Below are 25,231 nucleotides of genomic sequence, written 5' to 3' on the forward strand. Positions count from 1 at the left end.
TCCCGGGCGGGATCCCGGGCCAGGACCGCGGTGGGCAGGCGCGCGGTGAGCAGCTTCAGGGCGGCCAGGTGCGGGCCGAGCAGGTCCGCGGTGAGCAGGTCCCGGGCGGGATCCCGGGCCAGGACCGCGGTGGGCAGGCGCGCGGTGAGCAGCTTCAGGGCGGCCAGGTGCGGGCCGAGCAGGTCCGCGGTGAGCACACGCACGGCGAGCCACCCGCACCCGGCACCGTCGTACGCCGCCATTCCGTACGAGGCCAGATCCTTCAGGCCCTGCGGGCCGCCCTCGTCAGCGGTGAACTGCGCCCCGGCGAGGTCTACTCCGCGCCCGCCCTCGGGATGCGCTTCGGCGTCTCCGCCACCCCCGTACGCGAGGCGATGCAGCAGCTCGCCCTCGAAGGCGCGGTCGAGACCATCCCGAACCGCGGCTTCCGCGTCACCCTGCGCAGCGCCCGCGAGCTCGCCGAGCTGGCAGAGGTCCGTGCCCTCCTCGAGGTCCCGGTCATGCTCCGCCTCGCCCGCACCGTCCCGGCCGCCCGCTGGGCGGAGCTGTGGCCCCTCGCCGAGGCGACCGCGGCCGCCGCGGCCGTCGGCGACCGTGCCAGCTACGCCGAGTCCGATCGCGCCTTCCACCGGGCGGTCCTCTCCCTCGCCGGCAACGACCAGCTCGTCGCCGTCGCGGACGATCTCCACCGCCGTTCCCAGTGGCCGCTGGTGAGCGCCCCGGCCCCCCGCAGGGCGGACCTCGTCGCCGACGCGGCCGAACACTCGGCGCTGCTGGAGGCGCTGATCGCTCAGGACCTGGCGGTGGTGAACTCGCTGGTGCGGGAACATTTCACCGGCGCGGACGGCTGAGGCGGGGCCGTTGCCGGACGCGGTTGTTCCGCTCGCGGGCCAGAGCGTACGAGGTGCGGTGTGGGCCCTGGCGAACCAGCTCGGAGTGGCCGCGCGGACACCGGGCGAGCTGGTCGGTGCCCTGACGGCCGACGCCCGCCGGAGGGTGGTCGTCCTGCCCGATCTGAACGCCGCCCACGATCCGGACGCGATCGCCGAACTCGTGTGCGCGCTCAGGGATCTGGGCCACATCGAGCTGATCACCGGGACCCGGTCGCAGGCGGCGGACGTGGCCGGCGCCGCGCCGGCCCTGGACGACCCCGCCGCGGTGTGCGCCGCGGACCCGTCACGGGTGACGACCGCGTACGAGCACCACGGCGACCCGCCGGACGACCACGGCGGGCTGCGGTCGGCCTGGTTCCGGGCCGGCCCGTCGCTGATCCGCGACCAGCCGGTCTCCGGGCGGGCCCTGGTCCTGCTCACCGCCCTCGGCGACGACGCGGACCCGCGGCTGCGCCCCGCCCTCACCGCACTCGCCGCCGACGCGCCCTGGCAGGCCGACTGGACCCGGATACGCGGCGACGTCAGCCCGCCCTGGCCGGGTCCGGTGGCCGCACTGGCCAACGGCACCGGCCGCTGGGCGGGCCATCTCCTGGTGGCGGACCAGCGCGGTACGGTCCGCTCGCTGCACCCGGCCGACGCCGAGCCCGCGGCGGGCTCCGTCCCCATGCCCGTGCGGATCAAAGCACTCGCGCCCGTACCCGACGGCACGCTGCTGATGCTGGACGAGCGGGGACGCCTGCACACCCACGGCCGTACGCCCCTGACGGAAGCCGTCACCGCCACGCTGGAGAAGCACCCGGGCACGGCGCTGGCCGCCACCGACGGCCTCGTACTCGCCGGGGACCGGCACGGCTCGCTGCACGCGTTCGGTCCGCGGGGCGTGCACCAGGCGGCCCCGCACCGCGGCCGGGTCACCTGCCTGACCGTGGTCCGCCGTCCCGAACCGCTGGTCTGCAGCGGAGGAGCGGACGGCACGGTCCGCACCTGGTCCCCGGGCAGGCCTACGGCGTCCGCCCCTCTCGCCGAGCGTTCCTGTCCCGTGGTCGCCCTCTCGGGCGAGGGCCCGGCCCTGGCGGTCGCCTGGGCCGACGGCCTCGTGGAACTCCACGACTTCGGCACGCGCGAGGTCCTGGGCTTCCGCCCGGGCCCGCCGGTCCGCGCGGTGGCGGTGGTCGCGGACCGGTCGGTGGTCATCGGCACGGACGAGGCACTGATCCGCCTGACGGCGCGGTCTGCTCACTGACGTCGGGCGCGGACTGCCACGCGGGCCGCCCACGGGCTTCAGCGCGTCTCTTTCGGACCTTCGCTCTGCGTTTCGGTCTGTGCTTCGCCCTGAGCTTTGGTCTGTGCCTCGCCCTGAGCTTCGGTCTGTCCTTCGGCGTGTGCTTCGCCCGGCCCGTCGGCGTGTGCTTTGTCCGGCCCTTCGGCCTGTGCTTCGCTGCGCTTGCGCCACCACACGGAGAGGACCCCGATGCCTCCCGCGGCGACGAAGAAGCCCACCTTCACGGCGGCTTTGGCGGAGAGCCAGGCCGTGCCCCAGCGCATCCCCCAGCCCAGCCACCACGCGACCGCGCAGACGGCCCCCGCGGCGCAAAGCCCCGCCGCGACGCCCAGGGCGGTGCGCTTCCACGTCCGCCCGTCGGCGGTTTCCCCCGTGTCACTGTTCATGCGGATCACGCTAGGGGCCGTGCCGCCGGGCCTCGTCGGCTCGAAGGACGATCGCGCCCGCGACTTTCGTCGCGGCGTCCGCCCGGGAGGCGAGCCGAAGGTCGCAAGTCCGGCGGCTCGGGAGGGGTTTGCCGGTCCGTGCCGGACGGGATGCGTCAGGCCGCCGGCGCCGGTGGTGCCAACTGGTCCGCGAGCCACGTCGGTACGCCGCCCAGCAACCGGAACAGCCGGGCGGCCTCGGCGCGCAACCGGCCGGCCTCCGGTTCCGGTTCGGTGTCGGCGAGGGCGGCGAGAGCCGGGGCCGTGCCGATGAGATAGCCCAGCTCCTCGCGGATACGGAGAGACTCCGTGAAGCCGTGCCGGGCCTCGGCCAGTTCGCCGTCGCGCAGCGCGAGCGCGGCGAGATGGCGCCAGGTGAACGAGAGCAGCAGGGTGTCGCCGTGGGCGACGGCGCCCGCGTGCGCGCGGTGGTAGGCGGCGCGGGCGGCCTGCGGGGAGTCGGCGAGGTGTTCGGCGATCAGACCGCGGCGGAAGTCCAGGAGAGGGCGGCCGGGCGCGGCCGGATCGAGCAGGGCGGCCGCCCGGCCGAGCGCGGCGCGTGCCTCGTCCGCCCGGTCGCGCACGCTCAGCACGGTCGACGCGTACGCGAGTTGCCCACGTTCGCAGGCCGCCGCGCCCCGCTCGTCGTCGTCGCCGGCCGCGGCCTCCGCGGCACGCAGGGCGTCCTCCGCGTCCTCCCAGCCCTTGCCGGTGAACAGACAGCGCTCGACGAGCAGTGCCGCGCGCTGCAGCGTGAGCGCGGGAGACCTCGTGTGCGGGGCGAGCAGCGCCGCCGCGTCGGCCCAACAGCCGCGCGAACGCAGCCGCCATACCGCGGTCTGGAGTGGATCGTCACCTGCTGTGGTTCCGGAACCAGACATGGCGGTATGCGCCACATTGCCCTCCCCGAGCGCGCCATTGTGCTGTTGAGTCAGACCGAATCTCAGCATGGATCGGCGTGCCGGGCCAAGGGTTCTGGTGAATGAATTCACAATCGCCGTGGGTTTGACCGGTACAGGCGGATGGAATTCGCCGGAATTCAACGGCCCACTGATCCGCTTGTCGTCATTTCGGGTGAACGGGCGTATGCCGTTTGACACCCGGCGCCCTGGGAGCCCGGCCGCGGCCGAACTCCCTCGCCGGAGGCGAAGGTTCCGCGGTGCGAAGCGGCTGCCCCGAACCCCGAACCCCGAACTCCGGAGGCGCTGTGTGCCGTGGGCTTGGGCCCGGCGCCCGGTCCTGGCCCACGGGACGGGTCGCGTGTGGCGCGGCGCGAAGCTGCCGCCCCCGCCGGGGGGGTACCGCGTACCCCCTGCTTCGCTAGGACATCCGCAGCGCGAGGAAGAAGTCCAGCTTGTCCTCGAGTCGCGACAGGTCCCGCCCCGTCAGCTGCTCGATCCGGCCTACCCGGTACCGCAGCGTGTTCACATGCAGGTGCAGCCGGGTCGCACAGCGCGTCCAGGAGCCGTCGCAGTCCAGGAACGCCTCCAGTGTCGGGATGAGTTCCGCCCGGTGCCTGCGGTCGTAGTCGCGCAGCGGGTCGAGGAGACGTGCCGTGAAGGCCCGGCGTACGTCGTCGGGGACGAACGGCAGCAGCAGGACGTGCGAGGCGAGCTCGTGGTGGCCGGCCGCGCACACCCGGCCCGGGCGTGCCGCGGCGACGCGGCGGGCGTGCCGGGCCTCTTCCAGGGCGCCGCGCAGGCCCTCCGCCGAGTGGACGGCGGCGCTGACGCCGAGGGTGAGGCGGCCGTCCCCGTCGAGCCCCGCGGACAGGGGCTCGCGGACGGCGGCGAGCAGGGCGTCCGCGTGCAGCCCGATGTCGGCCATGTCTGCCACGTCGGCGGGCGGGCTGTCGAGCAGGTCGGCGTCCGCGGTGACGGTGACCGCGGGCAGGGGCACGAGCGCGATCGCCTCGTCCCCGGTGTGCGCCACGGCGATGCGGTCGGCGGAGTCCGAACCCGTCGTCGCGGGGTCGACCAGGATCTCCTCCAGCAGCGACTGGGTGACGGGGCCGGCCTCGATCGGGGCCCCGCCGTCTTCCTGCTCCCACTCGACGCGCGCGACGACGACCTGCCAGTGCGGCGCGGTGCCGAGGCCGGGGAGCAGTACGGGTGCGGCTACCCGCAGCCGGGCCGCGATCTCGGCGGGCGCGGCGCCGGCCTGGACGAGTTCCAGGACCTCCTGGGCGAGCCGGCGCCGTACCGTACGGGCCGCCTCGCGCCGGTCCCGCTCGACGGCGATCAGCTGGGTGACGCCCTGCAGCAGGTCGAGGCGGGCCGCGGGCCAGTCGGAGGCGTCGGCCTCGACCGCGAGCAGCCAGTCGGACAGCACGGTCTCGCGGACGTCCCGGGACGCCGGGACGGCGCCGCGTCCGGTGTTACGGATCGGGAAGAGCGAATACGTGACGCCCGCGGCGGTCGCGCGGTGCGGGCCGCGCCGCCCGGTGCGGGTCGCCGCCAGATGCTCGGCGGCGAGCGCGGCGCTTACCTCGGCGGTCAGCGGCTCACCGGCGCCCGCGATCTGCCGGCCGGTGGGGGAGAGGACCCAGGCCCGAAGGTCCAGGTCGGAGCCCAGGAGGTCGAGAACCACCTCGGGGCCGCCGCCCGTGGGTCCGGAGGTCATCAGCCGGCGGTGCCGGTCGACGACGGCGGCCAGGTCCCCGGCCCGCTCGCCGGAAACCTGTCGCACCACATACTCGGTGATCGTCGCGAACGCAACGTCCTCATTGACCGCGAACAGTGGCAGCCGGTGCCGTACGCACGCCTGCACGAGGTCGTCGGGGATGTCTCCGAGCTCCGCCTCGCCCGCCGCGAGTCCCGCGACCCCAGCGCTTGCGAGAATACGTACAAAAGGCTCGGAATCATCGGCGGTGCGTCGCCAGGCGAGCCCGGTGAGGACCAGCTCACCGCCCGAGAGATAGCGGCTCGGGTCCCGTAGGTCGGTCGTCATCACGCCGCGGACGGTGCGGTCCAGCTCGTCGTCGCCGCCGAGCAGCCGCAGTCCCAGCGCGTCGGTCTCCAGCAGTGCGCGCAGCCGCATCTCGTCGCCGCCGATCTGTCTCGTTGTTGCCGTTGGACTGTGCTGATGGGTGTGCCGTTGGTTTCGGGAGGAAAACGGAGAGGTTACTGAGCCTCGCCTTTCGTTCGAATCTACAAGACGAGGGTGGCGACCAGCCAACTCCTTCATGGTTTCGGTGACTGCACCGGGCGGGGCGGTGCTTGTGTACTTGGGCCACACCGCGTTAACAGGACATGAATAACCAGTCGAGGGCCGGCCGTCCCCAGCCCCTGAGAACGACCGAATCACGTAGAAGAGAGCCACTCATGGACTTCCTTCGCCCCGCCAGCTGGGAGGAGGCGCTCGCCGCCAAGGCAGAGCACCCCACCGCTGTGCCCATTGCGGGTGGCACCGACATCATGGTCGAGATCAACTTCGACCACCGGCGGCCCGAGTACCTCCTGGACCTGAACCGCATCGTCGAGCTGCGCGAATGGGAAGTCGGCGAGGAGAACGTCCGCCTGGGCGCCTCCGTTCCGTACACCCAGATCATGGAGAACCTGCGGGCCGAGCTGCCCGGCCTGGCGCTCGCCTCGCACACCGTCGCCTCGCCGCAGATCCGCAACCGCGGCGGCGTCGGCGGCAACCTCGGCACCGCGTCCCCGGCCGGTGACGCCCACCCGGCCCTGCTGGCCGCCGGCGCCGAGGTCGAGGTCGAGTCGGTACGGGGGGCGCGCTTCATCCCGATCGACGAGTTCTACACCGGCGTGAAGCGCAACGCGCTCGCCCCGGACGAGCTCATCAGGGCCGTCCACATCAAGAAGGCCGACGGGCCTCAGCAGTACTCGAAGGTCGGCACCCGCAACGCGATGGTCATCGCGGTGTGCGCCTTCGGTATCGCTCTGCACCCCGAGACCCGCACGGTGAAGACCGGCATCGGCTCGGCCGCGCCCACCCCGGTGCGCGCCAAGGCCGCCGAGGAGTTCCTGAACGCCGCGCTCGAAGAAGGCGGCTTCTGGGAGAGCGGCAAGATCATCACTCCCTCGATCGCCAAGCAGTTCGCGGAGCTGGCCTCCGCCGCCTGCAACCCGATCGACGACGTCCGTGGCACCGCCAAGTACCGCCGTCACGCGGTCGGCATCATGGCCCGCCGCACGCTCGGCTGGACCTGGGAGCAGTACCGCGGCACCGGCCGCACGCTTGAAGGAGCTGCATAACCATGCGCGTGAATTTCACGGTCAACGGCCGTAAGCAGGAAGCCGACGACGTCTGGGAGGGCGAGAGCCTCCTCTACGTGCTGCGTGAGCGCCTGGGCCTGCCCGGTTCCAAGAACGCCTGTGAGCAGGGCGAGTGCGGCTCCTGCACGGTCCGCCTCGACGGGGTGCCGGTCTGTTCGTGTCTGGTCGCCGCCGGTCAGGTCGAGGGCCGCGAGGTCGTCACCGTCGAGGGTCTGGCGGACTTCGCCAAGCAGCGCTCCGAGCACGGCGGTGCCTGTGGCACCGGCGCCTGCGGCGGCACCTCGCTGCAGGAGGCGCAGGGCTGGACCGCCAAGGGCACCGACTCGCAGACCGGCGAGGGCACCGAGCTCGCCCCGATCCAGCAGGCGTTCATCGACGCCGGCGCCGTGCAGTGCGGCTTCTGCACCCCGGGTCTGCTGGTCGCGGCCGACGAGCTGCTGGAGCGCAACGCCTCCCCGTCCGACGCGGACATCCGTGAAGCGCTCTCCGGCAACCTCTGCCGCTGCACCGGTTACGAGAAGATCCTCGACGCGGTCCGCCTCGCGGCCGCCCGTCAGGAAGAGGCGGTCTGAGCACCATGGCGCTGAATCCACGAGTCGCCGCCGTCCCGGCAGGCACACCCACCAAGGTCACCCAGGGATCGCAGACCAAGGGCGGCATCGGCGAGTCCACGCTGCGCCCCGACGGCACCCTCAAGGTCACCGGTGAGTTCGCGTACTCCTCGGACATGTGGCACGAGGACATGCTCTGGGGCCAGACGCTGCGCTCCACCGTCGCGCACGCCGAGATCAAGTCGATCGACATCTCCGAGGCCGTGGCGATGCCCGGCGTCTACGCGGTGCTGACGTACGACGACCTGCCGGCCGCGATGAAGAACTACGGCCTGGAGATCCAGGACACCCCGGTCCTCGCGCACAAGAAGGTCCGCCACCACGGTGAGCCGGTGGCCCTGGTCGCCGCCGACCATCCGGAGACCGCGCGCCGTGCCGCCGCCAAGATCAAGATCGAGTACGCCGAGCTGCCGGTCATCACCGACGAGGCCTCGGCGACCGCGCCCGGCGCGGTCCTGGTCCACGAGGGCCGCGACGACCACCACATCGGTCACGTCCCGCACCCGAACATCGTGCACCGCCAGCCGATCGTCCGCGGCAACGCGGCCGAGGCCGCCAAGCGCGCCGACGTGATCGTCAAGGGCGAGTACACGTTCGGCATGCAGGACCAGGCCTTCCTCGGCCCCGAGTCCGGCCTCGCCGTACCCGCCGAGGACGGCGGTGTCGACCTGTACGTCGCCACCCAGTGGCTGCACTCGGACCTCCGCCAGATCGCCCCGGTCCTCGGCCTGCCCGAGGAGAAGGTCCGGCTGACGCTCTCCGGCGTCGGCGGCGCCTTCGGCGGCCGCGAGGACCTGTCGATGCAGATCCACGCCTGCCTGCTGGCGCTGCGCACCGGCAAGCCGGTCAAGATCGTCTACAACCGGTTCGAGTCCTTCTTCGGGCACGTCCACCGCCACCCGGCGAAGCTCTACTACGAGCACGGCGCCACCAAGGACGGCAAGCTCACGCACATGAAGTGCAGGATCGTCCTGGACGGCGGCGCCTATGCGTCGGCCTCCCCGGCGGTCGTCGGCAACGCCTCCTCCCTCTCCGTCGGCCCGTACGTCATCGACGACGTCGACATCGAGGCGATCGCGCTCTACACCAACAACCCGCCCTGTGGCGCGATGCGCGGCTTCGGCGCGGTCCAGGCGTGCTTCGCCTACGAGGCGCAGATGGACAAGCTGGCGGCGGAGCTGGGTATCGACCCGGTCGAGTTCCGGCAGCTGAACGCCATGGAGCAGGGCACGATCATGCCGACCGGCCAGCCGGTCGACTCGCCGGCCCCGGTGGCCGAGCTGCTGCGCCGCATCAAGGCCCGCCCGCTCCCGCCGGAGCGCCAGTGGGAGGTCGCCGGCGGTGACGCGGACGTACGCGCCCTGCCCGGCGGTCTGTCCAACACGACACACGGTGAGGGCGTCGTCCGCGGCGTCGGCTACGCGGTCGGCATCAAGAACGTCGGATTCTCCGAGGGCTTCGACGACTACTCCACCGCCAAGGTGCGCATGGAGGTCATCAACGGTGAGCCGGTCGCGACCGTGCACACCGCGATGGCGGAGGTCGGCCAGGGCGGTGTCACCGTCCACGCCCAGATCGCCCGCACGGAGCTGGGCGTCACACAGGTGACGATCCACCCGGCCGACACGCAGGTCGGCTCCGCCGGCTCCACCTCGGCCTCCCGCCAGACGTACGTCACCGGCGGCGCGGTCAAGAACTCCTGCGAGGCCGTCCGCGAGAAGGTCCTGGAGATCGGCCGCCGCAAGTTCGGTTCCTACCACCCGGCCTGGGCCACCGCCGAGCTGCTGCTCGAAGGCGGCAAGGTCGTCACCGACGGCGGCGAGGTCCTCGCCGACCTGGTCGATGTGCTGGAGGACGAGGCCGTCGAGCTGGAGCTCGAGTGGCGCCACCGTCCCACCGAGGCCTTCGACCTGCGCACCGGTCAGGGCAACGGCCACGTCCAGTACTCGTTCGCCGCGCACCGCGCGGTCGTCGAGGTGGACACGGAGCTGGGCCTGGTCAAGGTCATCGAGCTGGCCTGCGCCCAGGACGTCGGCAAGGCGCTCAACCCGCTGTCCGTCGTCGGCCAGATCCAGGGCGGCACCACCCAGGGCCTGGGCGTGGCGGTCATGGAGGAGATCATCGTCGACCCGAAGACCGCGAAGGTGCGCAACCCCTCCTTCACGGACTATCTGATCCCCACGATTCTCGACACGCCGACCATCCCGGTCGATGTGCTCGAACTCGCCGATGAGCACGCCCCGTACGGGCTCCGTGGCATCGGCGAGGCCCCGACCCTGTCGTCCACCCCGGCCGTCCTCGCGGCGATCCGGAACGCGACGGGTCTGGAGCTCAACAGGACGCCGGTACGCCCCGAGCACCTCACCGGCACGTAACCCTCCCGGGGGTGCTGGGGGGACTTCGTCCCCCCGGCCCCCCATAACCCCCTCCGGGGGAGGTGACCCGGGGACTCGTCTCCCGGGCCGCTTTCCTCTCCGGGGGAGGTGACCTGGGGACTCGTCTCCCGGGGCCGCTTTCCCCTCCGGGGCGGAGGTGGTTCGTGGGACTTGTCTCCCGGGCCGCTTCCCTCTCCGGGGGAGGTGACCTGGGGACCCGTCCCCTGGACCCCTCCTCCGTCCGGAGCGGAGGTGGTTCCCGGGGACTCGTTCCCGGACCGCCTTCAACCCGGAGCCGCACCGCTCGCGGTCAGCAACAACACACAGCAACACCCAGCAACACCCGAAGAACTGCAGAGTCGAGCCAGTCCCCGTGGCTCCCCGATCTGCAGCCCCGTTCGTCTCGGGCCGTCCCCCGGGTCGTGCAGCCAACGCAAGATCCCAAATCCCGCAGCTTGTCTGACGTTCCAAGTCTTATGCGGGTGCCCCTTTGAACCTTGGGAGTAGGCACCATGACCCAGTCGTCAGTGGAGCCCAGGACCGCATCGGAGGACGCGGGCCCCGGCTCGCACGTCCCCGCCGGTAGGTCTTGGCTCGACCGGTACTTTCACATATCCGAAAGAGGATCGACGGTCGCGCGTGAGGTGCGCGGCGGCATCACCACCTTCATGGCGATGGCGTACATCCTCTTGCTCAACCCCCTGATCCTCAATGGCAAGGACGTTGCGGGCAACGTCCTCAGCCAGCCGGGACTCATCACTGCGACTGCCTTCGCGGCCGCCGCGACCACCTTGCTGATGGGCTTCGTCGGCAAGGTTCCGCTCGCCCTCGCGGCCGGCCTGAGCGTCTCCGGCGTTCTCGCCTCGCAAGTAGTGCCCCAGATGACCTGGCCGCAGGCCATGGCCATGTGTGTGGCGTACGGCCTGGTGATCTGCCTCCTGGTGGTCACCGGTCTGCGTGAGCTGATCATGAACGCGATCCCGCTCCCGCTGAAGCACGGCATCACCATGGGCATCGGCCTGTTCATCGCCCTGATCGGCCTCGTCAAGTCGGGCTTCGTCGGCAAGGGCTCGGAGTTCGGACCGCCGGTCACCCTCGGCGTCGGCGGCGAGCTCGCGGGCTGGCCCGTCCTGATCTTCTGCTTCACCCTGCTCCTGATCTTCATGCTGCAGGCCCGCGCGATCCCCGGCGCGATCCTGATCGGCATCGTCGTCGGCACCGTGGTCGCGGTCGTCGTCCACAACGTGGCCGGCCTCGACGCCAAGGCGTGGAACATGGCCCCGCCGGAGCTCGGCGGCAGCGCGGTCTCCATGCCCGACTTCTCGCTCTTCGGACACGTCGAGTTCGGCGGCTGGGGCGACGTCGGGGCGATCACCGTCGGCTTCATCGTCTTCACGCTGGTGCTGGCCGGCTTCTTCGACGCCATGGCCACCATCATCGGTGTCGGCACCGAGGCCAACCTCGCCGACGACAAGGGCCGGATGCCCGGTCTGTCGAAGGCGCTGTTCATCGACGGTGCCGGCGGTGCGATCGGCGGTGTCTCGGGCGGCTCCGGCCAGACCGTGTTCGTCGAATCGGCCACCGGCGTCGGAGAGGGCGCCAGGACCGGCCTCGCCTCGGTCGTCACCGGCCTGTTCTTCGCCGCGTGCCTCTTCTTCACCCCGCTGACCGCGATCGTGCCGCCCCAGGTCGCCTCCGCGGCCCTGGTCGTCATCGGCGCGATGATGATGCAGAACGCCAAGCACGTGGACTGGAGCGACCGCTCGGTCGCCATCCCGGTCTTCCTCACCGTCGTGCTGATGCCGTTCACCTACAGCATCACCCCGGGTGTGGCCGCCGGTGTCATCTCCTACGTCGCCATCAAGGCCGCCCAGGGCAAGGCCCGTGAAGTGGGCGGCTTCATGTGGGGCCTGACCGCGATCTTCATCGTGTTCTTCGCCCTCAACCCGATCGAAGGGTGGCTGGGGGTCCACTGACCCCGCCCAGGTCCTGTCCGCCCGATCGAGCCCGAGGCAAGATCGGGCGGACGGGACCCAGCCCTCCGCGCATTCTTTGACCCCCTGAGGAGACCGACATGCTGGACATCGCCGACGAGCTGCACCGGTGGGTCGAGCAAGGGCGTGACTTCGCCGTCGCCACCGTGGTGGCGGTCGGCGGCAGTGCGCCCCGTCAGCCCGGTGCCGCGCTCGCCGTCGACGGCGAGGGCTCGGCGGTCGGGTCGGTCTCCGGGGGATGCGTCGAGGGCGCCGTGTACGACCTGTGCCGGCAGGCGCTCGAGGACGGCGAAACCGTGCTCGAGCGCTTCGGGTACAGCGACGAGGATGCCTTCGCCGTCGGTCTGACCTGCGGCGGGATCATCGACATCCTCGTCACCCCGGTACGCGCGGACTCTCCCGCCAGGGAGATCTTCGCGGCCGCGCTGACCGCCGCCGCGCGAGGGGAGGCAGCGGCGGTCGCGCGGATCACCGACGGACCCGCCGAGCTGATGGGCCGCGCCCTGCTCGTCCGTACGGACGGCTCGTACGACGGCCGCCTCGGCGGCCACCCGGAACTGGACCGCACCGCCGCCGGCGAGGCCCGCGCGATGCTGGACGCGGGCCGTACCGGCACCGCCGTCATCGGCGCCGACGGCGCCCGCTGCGGGCGGCCGCTGACCCTGCTCGTCGAGTCGAGCGTCCCCGCCCCCCGGATGATCGTCTTCGGTGCGATCGACTTCGCGTCCGCGCTGGTACGGGTCGGGAAGTTCCTCGGCTACCACGTGACCGTGTGCGACGCCCGCCCGGTCTTCGCGACGAAGGTGCGCTTCCCCGAGGCGGACGAGATCGTCGTCGACTGGCCGCACAGATACCTGGAGTCGACGGAGACCGACGGCCGCACGGTGCTGTGCGTCCTCACCCATGACGCCAAGTTCGACGTGCCCCTGCTGGAACTGGCGCTGAAGCTGCCCGTCGCCTACGTCGGCGCGATGGGCTCCCGCCGCACCCACGAGGACCGCAACACACGGCTGCGCGAGGTCGGCGTCACCGAGCTGGAACTCGCCAGGCTGCGCTCGCCGATCGGCCTCGACCTGGGCGCCCGTACGCCCGAGGAGACGGCCCTGTCGATCGCGGCGGAGATCGTCGCCGGCCGGCGCGGTGGCAGCGGGATCTCACTGACCGGCGCGCACACCCCGATCCATCACGACGAGCGGCGCATACCGGCCCAGGTCGTCCCCTCCGTGGCCTGACGGCGGGCCGCCCGGTCGGCACCCCGGTCCGGTCAGGTCCGTGCTGAAGCGACCGAGGTCGTCCTCGTCACCGCCCGACCCCGGTCCGCCGCGCCGGCGGGCCGACATCAGGCGGGCAAAGCCGACATCGGGCGAGCAAAGAGATCAAAAGATAAGATCGAGGCATGGCTGAGCGGCCCGCAGCGCCGACCGCGCCCGAGCTGGTCATCGAAACCGACGGGGGCTCGACGTTGATGAGCCCGGGCCGGGTGTACCACGTCGGCCGCGACCCCATGAGCGAGATCGTCCTCGACGACGCCCGGGTGTCGTGGCACCACGCCGTCCTCAGGACCGTGGCCGGCCAATGGACGCTGGAGGACGCGCACAGCACCAACGGCACCTACGCGGAGGGCTGCCGCATCCAGGAGTCGGACGTGGGTCCCGGCACCGTCATACGGTTCGGCAACCCCGACGACGGTCCGCGCGCGGTCCTCGTCGGCTCGGCGTCCCCGCCGGAGCCCGCGCCGCCGCGCCCGCCCGGCGAGGCCCGCCTCTCCGCCGTCTCCATGCCCTCCGCCACCGGCACGTTCCAGCAGCCCACCACCGTGCGCCCGCTGCCCACCCGAACGGTCCGCATCGGCCGCGGCGCCGACAACGACGTCGTCATCGACGACCTCGTGGTCTCCCGCCGCCACGCCGAACTGCGCTTCCATCCGGACGGTACGTTCGAGATCGCCGACGTCGGCAGCCACAACGGCACCTATCTCAACGGGCAGCCCATCACCCTCGCCACGGTCTCCGCCGGGGACATCATCGGCGTCGGCCACTCCGCGTTCCGCCTCGTCGGCGACGAGCTGCAGGAGTTCGTCGATTCCGGCGAGGTCTCGCTGGACGTCCAGGATCTCGCCGTCGCCGTCGACGAGGGCCGCAAGGTTCTCCTCGAACATGTCTCGTTCCCCGTCGGCGAGAAGTGCCTGCTCGCCGTCGTCGGACCCAGCGGCGCCGGAAAGTCGACCCTGCTCAACGCGCTCACCGGGCTGCGCCCGGCCGACCACGGCACCGTCCTCTACGACGGCCGCGACCTGTACCGCGACTACGCCGAGCTGCGCCGGCGTATCGGACTCGTACCGCAGGACGACATCCTGCACATCCAGCTCACCGTCCGGCGGGCCCTCGGTTACGCCGCCGAACTGCGCTTCCCCGAGGACACCACGCCCGCGGAACGCGAGGCACGGGTCGATGAGGTCATCCGTGAGCTGGGCCTCGAACAGCGGGGGGACCAGACCATTCACAGCCTCTCCGGCGGCCAGCGCAAGAGGGTCAGCGTCGCCCTGGAGCTGCTGACGAAGCCGTCGCTGCTCTTCCTCGACGAGCCCACCTCCGGCCTCGACCCCGGGATGGACCGCTCGGTGATGAACATGCTGCGAGGCCTCGCCGACGACGGCCGTACGGTCATCGTCGTCACCCACAGCGTGCTCAGCCTCGAGGTGTGCGACCGGCTGCTCGTGATGGCGCCCGGCGGCCGGGTCGCCTACTTCGGCAAACCCGAGGACGCCCTCGCCTTCTTCGGCTTCGAGGAGTGGCCCGAAGCCTTCGAGGCGTTCGAGAACGATCGCGGACGCGACTGGGCGGGGCAGTACCTCGCATCGCCGTTCTACCGCCAGTACGTCGACTCGAGCATGCAGCCCCGGCTCGCCCGCGAGCGGCTGCCCCAGGGTTTCGCGCAGCCCCCGCCCAAATCGCAGAGGTGGGTCGCCCAACTGCAGACCCTCGTACGGCGTTACGCGGCCGTGCTGAGCACCGACCGGACGTTCCTGCTCGTCATGGTCGCGCTGCCGTTCGGGATGGGCGCGATGGCGCGGATCATGGCCGGCAGCAAACTCGATCTGGAAACCGCGATCTACGCCCTGCTCGTCCTGTGCGTGGGTGCGGTCCTGACCGGGGCGGCGAACGCGGTGCGCGAACTCGTCAAGGAACGCGTCATCTACCGGCGGGAGCGCGCCGTCGGTCTGTCCAGATCCGCCTATCTGACGTCCAAGGTGGTGGTGCTGGGCGTGATCACGGTCGTCCAGGCCGTCGTCATGACCCTCGTCGGACTTTTCGGCGTCAATCTCAACTCTCCCGGCGGCGAAGGCGTCCTGTTGCCGCCGCTCATCGAAATCACCCTGGCCGTCGCGCTGTTGTCGTTCTGCGCGATGATGCTCGGCCTCGTCGTCTCCGCACTGGTGAGCAAGGAAGAGGTCACCATGCCTCTGCTGGTGCTCATCACCATGGTCCAGATCGTCTTCTGCGGTGCTCTGGTGAGGCTGTACGGCGTGGTGGGACTGGAGCAGCTGACATGGCTGGTGCCGGCCCGGTGGGGCTTCGCGGCCTCGGCGGCGACGATCGACCTCGGCAGAATCGTGCCGGAGGAGAAGTTCGCCGACCCGCTGTTCGAGCACGCCGCCGACGCGTGGCTGATCAGCATGGGTGTCCTGGTGGTGTTCTCCATCGTGCTCTGGTTCGTCGTCGCCCGGCTGCTGCGACGTCATGAGCCCGCGATCATGCGCAAGTAGAGAGCGGTGACGACGTGATCGATTCCGTTTCCGTGCCGGGCTTCCGGCCCACCCATGTCGTCCCAGGTGACGGGATCGCCACCTGGGAGGCCCCCGACGTCAACCGTCCCAGCGCGCCGCTGGACCCCTTCCTGCCGGTCGAGCTCGTCGACCGGCGCGGCGACTGGGGCCAGATCCTGTGCGCCAACGGCTGGTCGGCCTGGGTCGACGGCCGGCTGCTCATCGCCGTACCGCAGGCCCCTCCGGCGGCCGGTCAGCCGCTCGCCCGTACGGCGGACCCGCGGCCGCTGCTCGCCCGGGCTGAGAAAGCCCTGGCCGAGTACCGGAGCGCGGTGGAATCGTTGGCCACGGGCCAGATGGACGGCGAGACGTTCCGCACACGCACCCGCGGTCTGCACGTGGGGATGCTCGTGGACGGCGAGGCGGTGTGGCTGTACGAAGCCGAACACGAGCGGTGGGTGTACTGCGACGGCAAGCGGCTGGCCACCTTCGCGACCGAATCGCCGCCGCACGACGCAACCATGGACAGCAAGCCCTCGGGCGGAGCCCCGACGGAGAAGCCCGCCGACCCGACGCCGACGCAGATCGTCACTCCGAGCGGGCCCACACCGCCGGCCCCCGGTACGGGCGGTGGTGAGGGAGGCGTCGGCCGCGGGTGAACGCCGGCCGCGGGCGAACGCCACCAGCACACCCGGATCGTACGGGTCAGTACCTCCGCGACCGGTCGCGGGCCGGGACGCCGGGGGCGGTCTCCACCTCGCCGCGGCGCCGTACCCGGGCGGCCATCAGGGAACCGAGCGGCCCGGCGACGAGCCCCCAGACCAGACCGAGGCCAACGGCCGTCCACAGATGGGGCTGCAGCTGCACCTCGCCGCCCAGCCCCTCGAGGTCCCCGATGCCGATCAGGGACAGTGCGAACCGGGCGGAGAGCGGGCTGAGCAGGCAGACCACCAGCACCGTGAGAGCCAGTGCCACGCCCATGTGCAGGGCATGCTGCCACGGCCGCATGCGCGCCGGTGACCGCACCGCCATGAGGAACGCCGCGGCGAGCACCAGGACGATGGCCACGACAACGAGCCACCACAGCTGCGCATTGTGCTCGGCGAGCGTGGAGACATTCAGCGTCGCCGTGTCCTCGGTGCGCAGGACAGCGTCCAGCGACTGCGGCATCGGCAGCCCGAAGGGCCCTTCCACCCGGCCGTTCCAGGAGGCGCCGAGGCCGAGGGTGAGCGACGGCCAGGCGATGTTGGGCAGGCCCAGCAGGATCACCGCGAACGTCCGGTCCGGGTGCCCGCGGGTCGCGGCGACCACGAGCCCGACGCACAGGCCCACGACGACGTACGCGAGCAGCAGCGCGACCATCGCGAACGCGGCCGGGCGGACCGACTCCTGAAAGCGCACCAGCCGGGTGGGCAGCGGAGCCTTCCGGGACACCAGGAGCGCCATCGCGACCACACCGATGAGCCACAGCAGGCCGAAGAGGAGTGTGAGTCCCACGTCCGCCCGGAAGCCGACCTTCGGCGAGGCGTCGAGGAAGTCGCCGATGTCACCGACCAGGGAGTCCTTGCCGAGCGAGAGCTCGAAGGTGTGCCGGGCCAGTCCGGCGAGCCCCGCGAGCCCCAGCAGCCACAGGACCGCGAGCTGGACGAACCGGCCGAGCAGCTCACGGGTCCGGGCCACGGCGCGGTGCCGCAGCGGCCGCAGGAACAACCCGGCCGTCACCAGGGCGCCGACGAGGCTCACGGACAACGGCATGACAGCGAGTTCGGCCTGCGACTCGGCGACGAAGCCCGCGTCCCCGGCGAGATCCACGGTGCCGCCGGCCGCCATGACGACGAGGGCGGCGACGACATGCGGGAAGGCGCCGTCGGGAAGGTCCGCCCCGCCCGCCGCCCACAGGCCGAGTGCGGCCACCACGATCATGGCGGCGAGGCCCGCGAGGACCGCCACCAGCGCGTCACGCCAGTCCCGTACGGTGTGTGCGGCACCGGCCCTTGCGGTCGATGGGTACTGGCTCACTCTGTCCACGGTAGGCAGCGAAGACGTCCGCCGCGCGCCGGAGGGTCCGACCCCGGTCCGGCTTGCGGGCTGTGCGGGAGCGGAGCACACAATTGGGGGAAGGCTTCTCCGAATCTCTGGGACAGCTGGGATGTCCGGGACCTCCGGAACGCGGGAGTCCGGGACGTCTGGGAAGTAGAGCCCGTGAGCGCCCAACCGCCGTCAGGCCGACCCACCGGACCTCCGTCCGGACCGCTGTCGGGCCCGGAATCCGCGCCACCGCCGCCACCCCCCGAGCCACCGGGCGGGCCGCCGGGCGGGCCGCCGAGCGGCGGGGGAGGGGCAGGACCGTCCGGCGGTGGTCCGTCAGGTCCCGAGGGCCCCGCGGGCGCCGCAACGGGTAACGGGCGCCCCTGGTGGCGCTCCATACCGAGGATCGCGTCGATCGCCGCGGTACTCGCCGCGGCCGTCGCCCTCGCCATCGTCCTCACCCGCCCCGAACCCGCGTACGGTGGCGAGGTCCTCCTGGAGACCGCGAGTTCGACCGGCCCCGACCCCTTCACGGCGTCCACGGCGCGCGCCACCGCGACGGCGCAACCGGCCGCGGTCCTGCCACGCGGGGCCACCACCGCGACGCCGACCGAAGGCAACGTCACCCGAGGCGTGCGGGGTTCGATCCCCGGTCTGTACGGCGGGACCCGTGAGCTCGCCAGTTGCGACACCGAGATGCAGATCCGCGAACTCTCCGCCGCGCCCGCCAAGAACACCGCCTTCGCGTCGGCCCTCGGCATCGCGCCGTCCGCGGTCCCCGGCTATCTCCGCTCCCTGACCCCCCTCACCCTGCGGATGGACACCCGGGTCACCAACCACAGCTACGCCGCCGGCAAAGCCACCCCCTACCAGGCCGTGCTGCAGGCCGGCACCGCCGTCCTCGTCGACGACCGCGGAGTGCCGCGCGTGCGGTGCGCCTGCGGGAACCCACTGGCGCCCCCCGTCATCGTCCGGGGCGGCACGCCCCAGCAGAAGGGCGAGGCCTGGCCCGGATACCGCGCGTCCAACACCGTGGCCATCCAGTCCTCGCCGACCGCCGTGAAGACCTTCGTGGCGTACGACCCCAAGGACGAGACGTACTTCGCCCGTGAGCGCGGAGACACCACCGGCGGAACGGACAAGCCGGCCCCGGCGCCCCGTCATCCCCTGACCCCGGTCCCGGCCCCGTTCGTGCCGACGCCCACCGGGCCCGCCGACGAAGAGGAACCCGACGGCGACACGGACGACACGGACGAGACCGACACGGACGAGACCGACAAGGGCAAGACCGACAAGGACAAGGACAAGGGCAAGACCGACAAGGACGAGACCGACAAGGACGAGACCGACAAGGACAAGGACAAGGACAAGGGCAAGACCGACAAGGACGAGACCGACAAGGACAAGGACAAGGACAAGGACAAGGACAAGGACAAGGACAAGGACAAGGGCTCGACGCCGCCGAAGAGCCCGACCAAGCCGACGCCGTCGAAGAGCGAGACGACGGAGCACGAGTTCTCCGAGAGCCCCACCGAGCCGACGCCGGCGCAGAGCCCGTCGCCGAGCCCGGAAAAGCCCACGACGGGACCGGCGACGACGGGCGGGACCACGCCGAACGTGCCGCCCACCGGGCTGACGCCCCCGGAGCCGTCACCTTCGCCACCGGCAGTATCGGAACCGGCGGAGCCGACGAAGCCCGCGCCCCCGACCATCGAACCTCCCACCCAGGAGCAGCAGCCGGTCGAACCTCCGACCCAGGAGCAGCAGGAGGAGCAGCAGCAGGAGGAGCAGCAGGAGGAACCGGGCGAGGCCCCGGCGGAGCCGGAGCAGAATCAGGGATCCTAGGACCTGTCGCTCGGATCGCCTTCGTCAACCCGGCTGCCGCGGCGCTGTCGGGCCCGCCCCGGCGCGACCTGCTCGGCCGGCCGCTTGTGGGGGGCGCTGCCGTGGCTCAACGACCCGGTGTACCGAGGACCGTTACCGTGCCGCTCCCAGCGCCGACGACGTGGCGCAGATGCTGCTGCGCCCGACCGTCCAGGCCCCTTGTCCTGCCAGGCCCCTTGTCCTGCGGGGCTCTGCAGGACCGGCCAGTCCTCGCTCCGGACCCCTGTCAGGCCCGCACCTGGCTCTGGAGCGGCTGTTCCTCCGTGACCTGGGCAGGGCGGCGGCGGCGGATGCGGGCGGCGAGCAGCGCGACATCGTCCTCCGCGTGCTCCGCGTCGAGCGTGGTCACCACCGCGTCGACCAGATCCTCCACCGGTGCGGTGCAGGGCTGCCGTACCCGGGTCAGCCGTGCCAGCGACTCGTCGATGTCCTCGTCGCGCCGCTCCACCAGGCCGTCCGTGTACAGCAGCAGCGTGTCGTCCGGGGTGAGCTCGCGGGTGACGAGTTCGTACCCCCCGAGACCGGTGCCGAGCGGAGGCCCGGCCGGTACGTCGACGAGCTCCGCCGTCCCGTCGCTGGTGAAGACGACGGGTGGCAGATGACCGGCGCTGGAGAACGAGCCGATTCCGCGGGCCGGGTCGACCCGGACGAGCAGGCACGTCGCCGGCCGGGCGCTGGTGTCGGCGATGGCGAGGTCGAGCTGGCGCAGCACCCGGTGCGGCGGCAGATCGGCCGCGGCGACATCGCGCAGCATCGCGCGGTACGTGTTCATCTCGACGGCCGCATCGACGCCGTGTCCCATCACGTCGCCCATGACGAGCAAGGTCCGCCCGTAGTGGAGGCGTACGGTCTCGAACCAGTCGCCGCCCACCAGATTGCTGGTGCCGACCGGCAGATAGCGGGTGGCGAACTCGAGGTTGGGATGGGGCTTGCCTGGCTCGGTCAGCAGAGCGCGCTGCAGCTCGACGGTCTTGCGCTGCTCCGACTCGAACTCACGGGCGTGCGTGATGCCCACGGTCGCCCGGCGGGCCGCGTGCCGGGCCATGGCGATGTCGTTCGCGCTGAACGCGGAGCCCGTACGGCCCAGCAGGGCGACCCCCAGCACGTGGCCGCTCCGGCCGGTGGCCCCCAGCGGTACGGCGAGGACCGTGGCGCGGCCCGCGACGCCGTGCTCGGTCGCGGGCAGTCCGGACTCCATCGCCCGCCGGGCCGCCGACCGGGCCTCCTCGTTGCTCCGGGAGCGGCCGCCGAGCAGTTCGACGGGGCCGGCCGTCGCGGCACGGACCATCCTGGCCGGGGTGGGCGCCTTCGGCGTGCCCTTCGCGGGCGGGGGCGGGAGCACGTCGACGGCCACGGCATCCCCCAGCCAGGATTCGAGGAAGTCCGCCAGCTCCCGGCAGGTGCGGGTCTCGTCGAGGGAGCTCCCGATGCGCTCGACGGCCTCGTCCGCCGCGGCGAGCCGGGCCCTGGCCAGGTCCAGCTCCTCGTACAGCTCGGGGGTGGGGGTCGGGATCACGATGCACAGGACGCCGGTCACGGTCCCGTGGTTCTCCAGCCGGAGACAGGTGGTGTGGTAGCCGGCACCGGGGCCGGTGGCCCGGGCGCGCGGGATGCCGTCGGCGAGCACATCGGCCAGCAGACCGGCCGGACCTATGTACTGTTCCGCGACCGCGCTCGGGGTCCGGCCCGCGAGGCCGGCCGGGGACTCGCCGGTGATCCTGCAGTAGGCGGGGTTGGCGAAGAGATAGCGGAGGTCCGTGCCGAGCGCGCCGACGCCGGCCGAGGTGCCTTGCAGAACGTCCTCCAGGGCCCAGCTACCCGGCCCACCAGTACCCGGCCCGCCGGCCTCGGCCGTGCGGAGTCCACGACGGCCCTCCGACCAGTCCTGACGATCGGCTGCCACACGATCACCTCCTCCCCTCACGGGGCGGTGACCCCAGCTTGCTCCAGTGCCTTTCCGCCCGCACCACCCGCCGGACGGCCGTGGCACACAATGGTCCTGTGACCGGCACTGATGAGAACCATTCGGACAGGTCCATGATTCCGGATGCGACCGGTTCCGACTTCCTCCAGCTGAACACGCGCGAGGCCCCGCCGGGCGGTCTCGCCGACTGGCTCGCCGGCCACCTCCGCCTCGCGATCGCCGACGGCCGGCTTCCGGTGGGCAGCCGGCTGCCCGCGACGCGTGTCCTGGCGGCGGATCTGCGGGTTTCCCGCGGCGTCGTCACCGAGGCTTACCAGCGTCTCACGGACGAGGGGCACGTCGCGGGCCGGGGCCGGGCGGGCACGATCGTGGTGGTGGCCCCGGGGCTCTCCGACGCACCCGCGCCCGGGGCCGGGACCTCGCCCGTTCCCGGAACCTCGCGCGCGCCCGTTCCAGGGACCTCGCCCGTTCCCGGGACCGCGCCCGGCGCCGCGGCCGTGCCCACGTCTGAGCCTCCGGCACCGGGGCCCGGGCTGTTCACGGGCCGGCCCGGGCCCGAGATCTTCGAGGCTCTGCGCGCGGCGCCGGCACGGATCGATCTGACGCCCGGGGTGCCCGACCTCGCCGCGTTTCCGCGGGCGGCGTGGATGCGGGCAGAGCGGGCCGTACTGGCGGAGCTGCCCGCGGCGGGACTCGGCTACGGAGATCCGCGGGGGAGGCCGGAACTGCGCGTGGCGGTGGCCCACTGGCTGGCCCGTAACCGGGGGATCAGGGCGGATCCCGAAGAGGTACTGGTGGTGGCGGGGACCGCGCAGGCACTCGGGCTGCTCGCGCGGGTGTTCCGGGACGACGGGATCGCGGCGGTCGCGGTCGAGGACCCCGGCTCGCTCGGGGCGCGGCAGCATCTGCACCACTGGGGCCTCGACACCCCGGCCGTGCCGGTCGACGCCGAGGGCGTACGGGTCGACGCGCTGCGTGCCACCGGCGCGCCGGCCGTGCTGCTGACCCCCGCGCACCAGTTTCCGACGGGGGTGGTGCTCGGCGGCGCGCGGCGCCGGGAGCTGATGCGGTGGGCGGCCCGGGACGGCGCGCTGATCGTCGAGGACGACTACGACGCGGAGCACCGCTACGACCGGCCCCCGGTCGCCGCCCTGCGGTCACTGCTCCCCGACCGCGTCCTGTATGCAGGCAGCGTCTCCAAGCTCCTCGCCCCGGCCCTGCGGACCGGCTGGGTCCTCGCACCGCCGCGATACCGGGACGTGCTGGTGGACGCGAAGCGCTTCGCCGACCTCGGCAATGCCGCGCTGCCGCAGCTCGTGCTGGCCCGGCTGATGGAGTCCGGCGAGATGGAGCGTCATCTGCGGCTGATCCGGCGCCGGCACCGCCGCCGCCGCGACGCCATGATCGAGGCGGTCACGGCCCGGCTCCCGGGCGCGCGGGTGCACGGTGCCGCGGCGGGCCTCCATCTGATGATCACCTTCGACGCCGGGTTCTCCGACACCGCACTGGCGGCCGCGGCGCTCGCCCGCGGGGTGAAGGTGCAGCCGCTCTCCTGGCACACCACCGGCCCGCACCGGCCGGGACTGGTCCTCGGGTACGCCGCGAGCTCACCGTCCGGCATCGCCGAAGGGATCGCCGTACTCGGCGAGGCCGTCCGCGCCCTGTCCTGATCCTGACGCGGCCCGAGGACCGGGAGGGCTCGCCCCGGGGCCGCTCGTCCGCGCCGCGGGCCACGCCGGGCGTCACCGGCGCGTGTGGTCACTCCGCGGACGACGGCGCAGGCAGCGGGAGGCGGTCGTCCCGCTGCCGGCTCTCGCCCAGGAACTCCGCGATCACGGGCGCGAGCGCGACCGGATCGACCATGTGCGTCTGGCCGTCCAGGATCCGCCGGCGCCCGTCGCGCACCGCCCCGGCTATCACCCGCCCGGCGTCCTTCATCCAGCCGAAGCCCTTCCCGCCGTTCACGACCAGCACGGGCACCTGGACCGACGCCAGCCGCTCCTCGGGCACCAGTCCGTCGCCGAGGACCGCGTAGTCGTACGCGATCGTGTGCGCGAGCGTCTCCAGCTGCCCCCACAGAGGGGTCTGCCGCATCACCGAGATCAGCTCGGGCGCCATGCCCGAGCCGGACAGAAAGAGCTCCAGGGCGTCCCCGCGGCGGCCCTCGGCCAGCAGTTCCCGCAGCCACGCCGCCTGCTCCCGCCGCGCCGGGACGGCCGCCTCGTCGATCGTCATCGGCGGTTCGTACACCGCCACCCTCGTCACCGGCAGTCCGGCGGTCGCCGCCTCCAGCGCGAGCGCCCCGCCGGACGACATCCCGTACAGCGCCGCGCTGCCGCCCACCGTGTCGATCAGTGCCGCGATGTCCTCGACCTCGCGGGCCACCGCGACCGGTTCCGTGTCACCGCTGGCGCCGCGGCCCCTGCGGTCGTACGTCATCGCCCCGAACCCCCGCTCGGCCAGCTGCGCCGCCAGGGGTGCCTCGGCGGCGCCCGTGCACGTCGCGCCGCTGACGAGAATCACCGCCGGCCCTTCACCGGACCGCTCGTACGCGATCGGCGTGCCGTCGCGCGAGATCGCTTTGCCTGTGGTGTCCATACCGGTGCTGACCGTTCGGGACCGCGGAACTCATCGGCCCGCCTGGCACGGCGTCGGCATCCCGGTGCCGGCATCCCGGTGCCGGCCCGGCGTCAGCGTCTCAGCGTGAGCGCCAGAACGGCCTGGTCGTCGTTGTCCGTGGTGGCCGACCAGCGTTGTGCGTCGGCCCGTACGAACGCCACGACGGCCTCGGGGTCGGGTGCCGGCGTGCCGTCGTGCCGTTCGAAGTGCTCTGTGAGCCGCTCCAGGACCGGGTAGAAGACGCCCTGCGCGTTCCGCGCCTCGCTCACCCCGTCCGTGTGCGCGACCAGCACCTCGCCGGGCGCCAGCGGATGCACCGTCGCCTCGGTGTCGGCGCAGGACAGACCGCCGAGACCCAGGGGGAGCCCGGGCGCCGTGACCAGCCGCGTCGCGCCTCGGGGGCCGACGACGATCGGCGAGGGATGGCCGCGGTCGACGATCCGCACCTCGTCGCCCGAGAGCGGGAACTCCAGCACCAGCGCGGTCACGAACAGCTCGGGGTCGCCGTCGTCGCCGGCCGGACTGTTGCGGGCGATGCTGAGCTCCAGGCGGTCCGCCAGACTGCTCAGGCTCTTCCACTCATGGGCGGACACCCGGAAGCTGCCGAGGACGGCCGCGACCGTCTGCACCGCGTCCAGTCCTTTGCCGCGAACGTCGCCGATGATCGCCCGTACCCCGAAAGGCGTCTCGCACACGTCGTACAGATCCCCGCCCACGAGCGTGCCGCCCTCCCCGGCCTCGTAGAACCCGGCGGCCCGCACCGGTCCGAGCCTGTGCGGCACCGGACGCAGCAGTGTCCGCTGCATCGCCTCCGCGACCGAATGGGCACGGACCAGATGCCGCCGGGTCCGCTCGCGCTGCGCGGAGAGGGCGACACTCGCGACTCCGATGGCCAGGGTGGCGGCGTACACGGCCACATGGTGCTGCTCGTCGAAGTGGCCCGGGCGGCGGGCGGCCATCCACATCTGGAGCCCCAGGCACACCGCGGTCGACAGCGCCGTGCCCCGCGGACCGCGCGTCGCGGCGGCGAGCGGCGGGACGGCGATGAGCAGGAAGCTCACGGGCTCCCGCCCCCTGACGATCAGCTCGGCGGCCACATCGATCAGCACCGCGACCAGCGGCAGCCACCAGACCCACCCCCGGTGGCGGAACAGGGAGCGCCGGTCGGAGCGAGAACGCCTGCGTCGCATGAGGC

The 25,231-nt window shown here is 72.4% G+C and carries 19 protein-coding genes; 11 read left to right on the forward strand and 8 right to left on the reverse strand.

The annotated features are described in order from the left end of the window. Positions 1–203 (reverse strand): hypothetical protein (locus tag AC0699_RS14160; protein WP_478659629.1); only part of this gene is annotated, 203 nt, incomplete at its 3' end. Here AC0699_RS14160 and AC0699_RS14165 point away from each other — a divergent pair. Next, complete coding sequence (locus AC0699_RS14165) at positions 168–851, forward strand: GntR family transcriptional regulator (RefSeq protein ID WP_478659631.1); 684 nt, start codon at positions 168–170, stop codon at positions 849–851. The two genes, AC0699_RS14160 and AC0699_RS14165, sit on opposite strands and share 36 nt — an antisense overlap. 10 nt (positions 852–861) lie before the next feature. After that, positions 862–2,136, forward strand: coding sequence for a WD40 repeat domain-containing protein (locus tag AC0699_RS14170; protein WP_478659633.1), 1,275 nt, complete (start codon positions 862–864; stop codon positions 2,134–2,136). Between the two features lie 38 nt (positions 2,137–2,174). Here AC0699_RS14170 and AC0699_RS14175 read toward each other — a convergent pair whose 3' ends face one another. The 3 genes from AC0699_RS14175 to AC0699_RS14185 all read right to left on the reverse strand — a co-directional run bounded on the left by AC0699_RS14175 (position 2,175) and on the right by AC0699_RS14185 (position 5,639). Continuing rightward, the gene (locus AC0699_RS14175) at positions 2,175–2,561 is read right to left on the reverse strand and encodes a hypothetical protein (protein WP_478659635.1); all 387 of its coding nucleotides are present in this window, start codon (positions 2,559–2,561) and stop codon (positions 2,175–2,177) included. A gap of 155 nt (positions 2,562–2,716) precedes the next feature. Then, positions 2,717–3,481: a hypothetical protein gene (locus tag AC0699_RS14180; protein ID WP_478659637.1), complete on the reverse strand. Its 765-nt coding sequence runs from the start codon at positions 3,479–3,481 to the stop codon at positions 2,717–2,719. Between the two features lie 439 nt (positions 3,482–3,920). Continuing rightward, the gene (locus AC0699_RS14185; protein ID WP_478659639.1) at positions 3,921–5,639 is read right to left on the reverse strand and encodes a PucR family transcriptional regulator; all 1,719 of its coding nucleotides are present in this window, start codon (positions 5,637–5,639) and stop codon (positions 3,921–3,923) included. A gap of 284 nt (positions 5,640–5,923) precedes the next feature. On the opposite strand from AC0699_RS14185, the gene AC0699_RS14190 reads away from it, so the two are divergent. The 7 genes from AC0699_RS14190 to AC0699_RS14220 all read left to right on the forward strand — a co-directional run bounded on the left by AC0699_RS14190 (position 5,924) and on the right by AC0699_RS14220 (position 16,240). Next, positions 5,924–6,814: an FAD binding domain-containing protein gene (locus AC0699_RS14190; protein ID WP_478659641.1), complete on the forward strand. Its 891-nt coding sequence runs from the start codon at positions 5,924–5,926 to the stop codon at positions 6,812–6,814. Positions 6,815–6,816: 2 nt separating this feature from the next. After that, on the forward strand, positions 6,817–7,407 hold the full coding sequence (locus AC0699_RS14195) for a (2Fe-2S)-binding protein (RefSeq protein ID WP_478659643.1): 591 nt from the start codon (positions 6,817–6,819) through the stop codon (positions 7,405–7,407). Positions 7,408–7,412: 5 nt separating this feature from the next. Further along, positions 7,413–9,821: a xanthine dehydrogenase family protein molybdopterin-binding subunit gene (locus AC0699_RS14200; protein ID WP_478659645.1), complete on the forward strand. Its 2,409-nt coding sequence runs from the start codon at positions 7,413–7,415 to the stop codon at positions 9,819–9,821. 512 nt (positions 9,822–10,333) lie between these two features. After that, a complete protein-coding gene (locus AC0699_RS14205; protein ID WP_478659647.1) occupies positions 10,334–11,797 on the forward strand; it encodes an NCS2 family permease in 1,464 nt (487 codons plus the stop codon). 98 nt (positions 11,798–11,895) lie between these two features. Next, entirely contained in the window at positions 11,896–13,047 is a 1,152-nt protein-coding gene (locus AC0699_RS14210) for an XdhC family protein (protein ID WP_478659649.1), read from the forward strand. A 164-nt stretch (positions 13,048–13,211) separates the two neighbouring features. Next, entirely contained in the window at positions 13,212–15,581 is a 2,370-nt protein-coding gene (locus AC0699_RS14215; RefSeq protein ID WP_478659651.1) for an FHA domain-containing protein, read from the forward strand. Positions 15,582–15,595: 14 nt separating this feature from the next. Next, positions 15,596–16,240, forward strand: coding sequence for an SH3 domain-containing protein (locus AC0699_RS14220; RefSeq protein ID WP_478659653.1), 645 nt, complete (start codon positions 15,596–15,598; stop codon positions 16,238–16,240). 46 nt (positions 16,241–16,286) lie between these two features. On the opposite strand, the gene AC0699_RS14225 is transcribed toward AC0699_RS14220, so the two are convergent. Next, entirely contained in the window at positions 16,287–17,600 is a 1,314-nt protein-coding gene (locus AC0699_RS14225; RefSeq protein WP_478659655.1) for a streptophobe family protein, read from the reverse strand. A gap of 183 nt (positions 17,601–17,783) precedes the next feature. Between AC0699_RS14225 and AC0699_RS14230 the strand changes: the two genes are divergently transcribed. Continuing rightward, on the forward strand, positions 17,784–19,454 hold the full coding sequence (locus AC0699_RS14230; protein WP_478659657.1) for a DUF6777 domain-containing protein: 1,671 nt from the start codon (positions 17,784–17,786) through the stop codon (positions 19,452–19,454). A 265-nt stretch (positions 19,455–19,719) separates the two neighbouring features. Here the strand turns inward: AC0699_RS14230 and AC0699_RS14235 are convergent, their stop codons facing one another. Beyond that, positions 19,720–21,396, reverse strand: coding sequence for a PP2C family protein-serine/threonine phosphatase (locus AC0699_RS14235; protein ID WP_478659659.1), 1,677 nt, complete (start codon positions 21,394–21,396; stop codon positions 19,720–19,722). 134 nt (positions 21,397–21,530) lie between these two features. Here AC0699_RS14235 and pdxR point away from each other — a divergent pair, with 134 nt between their 5' ends. Further along, entirely contained in the window at positions 21,531–23,087 is a 1,557-nt protein-coding gene (pdxR, locus tag AC0699_RS14240) for a MocR-like pyridoxine biosynthesis transcription factor PdxR (RefSeq protein WP_478659953.1), read from the forward strand. An 88-nt stretch (positions 23,088–23,175) separates the two neighbouring features. Here pdxR and AC0699_RS14245 read toward each other — a convergent pair whose 3' ends face one another. Then, the gene (locus AC0699_RS14245) at positions 23,176–24,015 is read right to left on the reverse strand and encodes an alpha/beta fold hydrolase (protein ID WP_478659661.1); all 840 of its coding nucleotides are present in this window, start codon (positions 24,013–24,015) and stop codon (positions 23,176–23,178) included. A gap of 92 nt (positions 24,016–24,107) precedes the next feature. After that, a complete protein-coding gene (locus tag AC0699_RS14250; RefSeq protein WP_478659663.1) occupies positions 24,108–25,226 on the reverse strand; it encodes a PP2C family protein-serine/threonine phosphatase in 1,119 nt (372 codons plus the stop codon). Positions 25,227–25,231: the final 5 nt, after the last annotated feature.

The sequence above is a fragment of the Streptomyces sp. NPDC043870 genome (genome assembly GCF_056435785.1).

Coding starts and splice junctions, on each gene's coding strand:
- AC0699_RS14195 (WP_478659643.1), top strand. CDS start 6,817: ATGCGCGTGAATTTCACGGTCAACGGCCGTAAGCAGGAAGCCGACGAC.
- AC0699_RS14245 (WP_478659661.1), bottom strand. CDS start 24,015: ATGGACACCACAGGCAAAGCGATCTCGCGCGACGGCACGCCGATCGCG.
- AC0699_RS14210 (WP_478659649.1), top strand. CDS start 11,896: ATGCTGGACATCGCCGACGAGCTGCACCGGTGGGTCGAGCAAGGGCGT.
- AC0699_RS14190 (WP_478659641.1), top strand. CDS start 5,924: ATGGACTTCCTTCGCCCCGCCAGCTGGGAGGAGGCGCTCGCCGCCAAG.
- pdxR (WP_478659953.1), top strand. CDS start 21,531: ATGATTCCGGATGCGACCGGTTCCGACTTCCTCCAGCTGAACACGCGC.
- AC0699_RS14180 (WP_478659637.1), bottom strand. CDS start 3,481: ATGTCTGGTTCCGGAACCACAGCAGGTGACGATCCACTCCAGACCGCG.
- AC0699_RS14200 (WP_478659645.1), top strand. CDS start 7,413: ATGGCGCTGAATCCACGAGTCGCCGCCGTCCCGGCAGGCACACCCACC.
- AC0699_RS14215 (WP_478659651.1), top strand. CDS start 13,212: ATGGCTGAGCGGCCCGCAGCGCCGACCGCGCCCGAGCTGGTCATCGAA.
- AC0699_RS14185 (WP_478659639.1), bottom strand. CDS start 5,639: ATGCGGCTGCGCGCACTGCTGGAGACCGACGCGCTGGGACTGCGGCTG.
- AC0699_RS14175 (WP_478659635.1), bottom strand. CDS start 2,561: ATGAACAGTGACACGGGGGAAACCGCCGACGGGCGGACGTGGAAGCGC.
- AC0699_RS14205 (WP_478659647.1), top strand. CDS start 10,334: ATGACCCAGTCGTCAGTGGAGCCCAGGACCGCATCGGAGGACGCGGGC.
- AC0699_RS14250 (WP_478659663.1), bottom strand. CDS start 25,226: ATGCGACGCAGGCGTTCTCGCTCCGACCGGCGCTCCCTGTTCCGCCAC.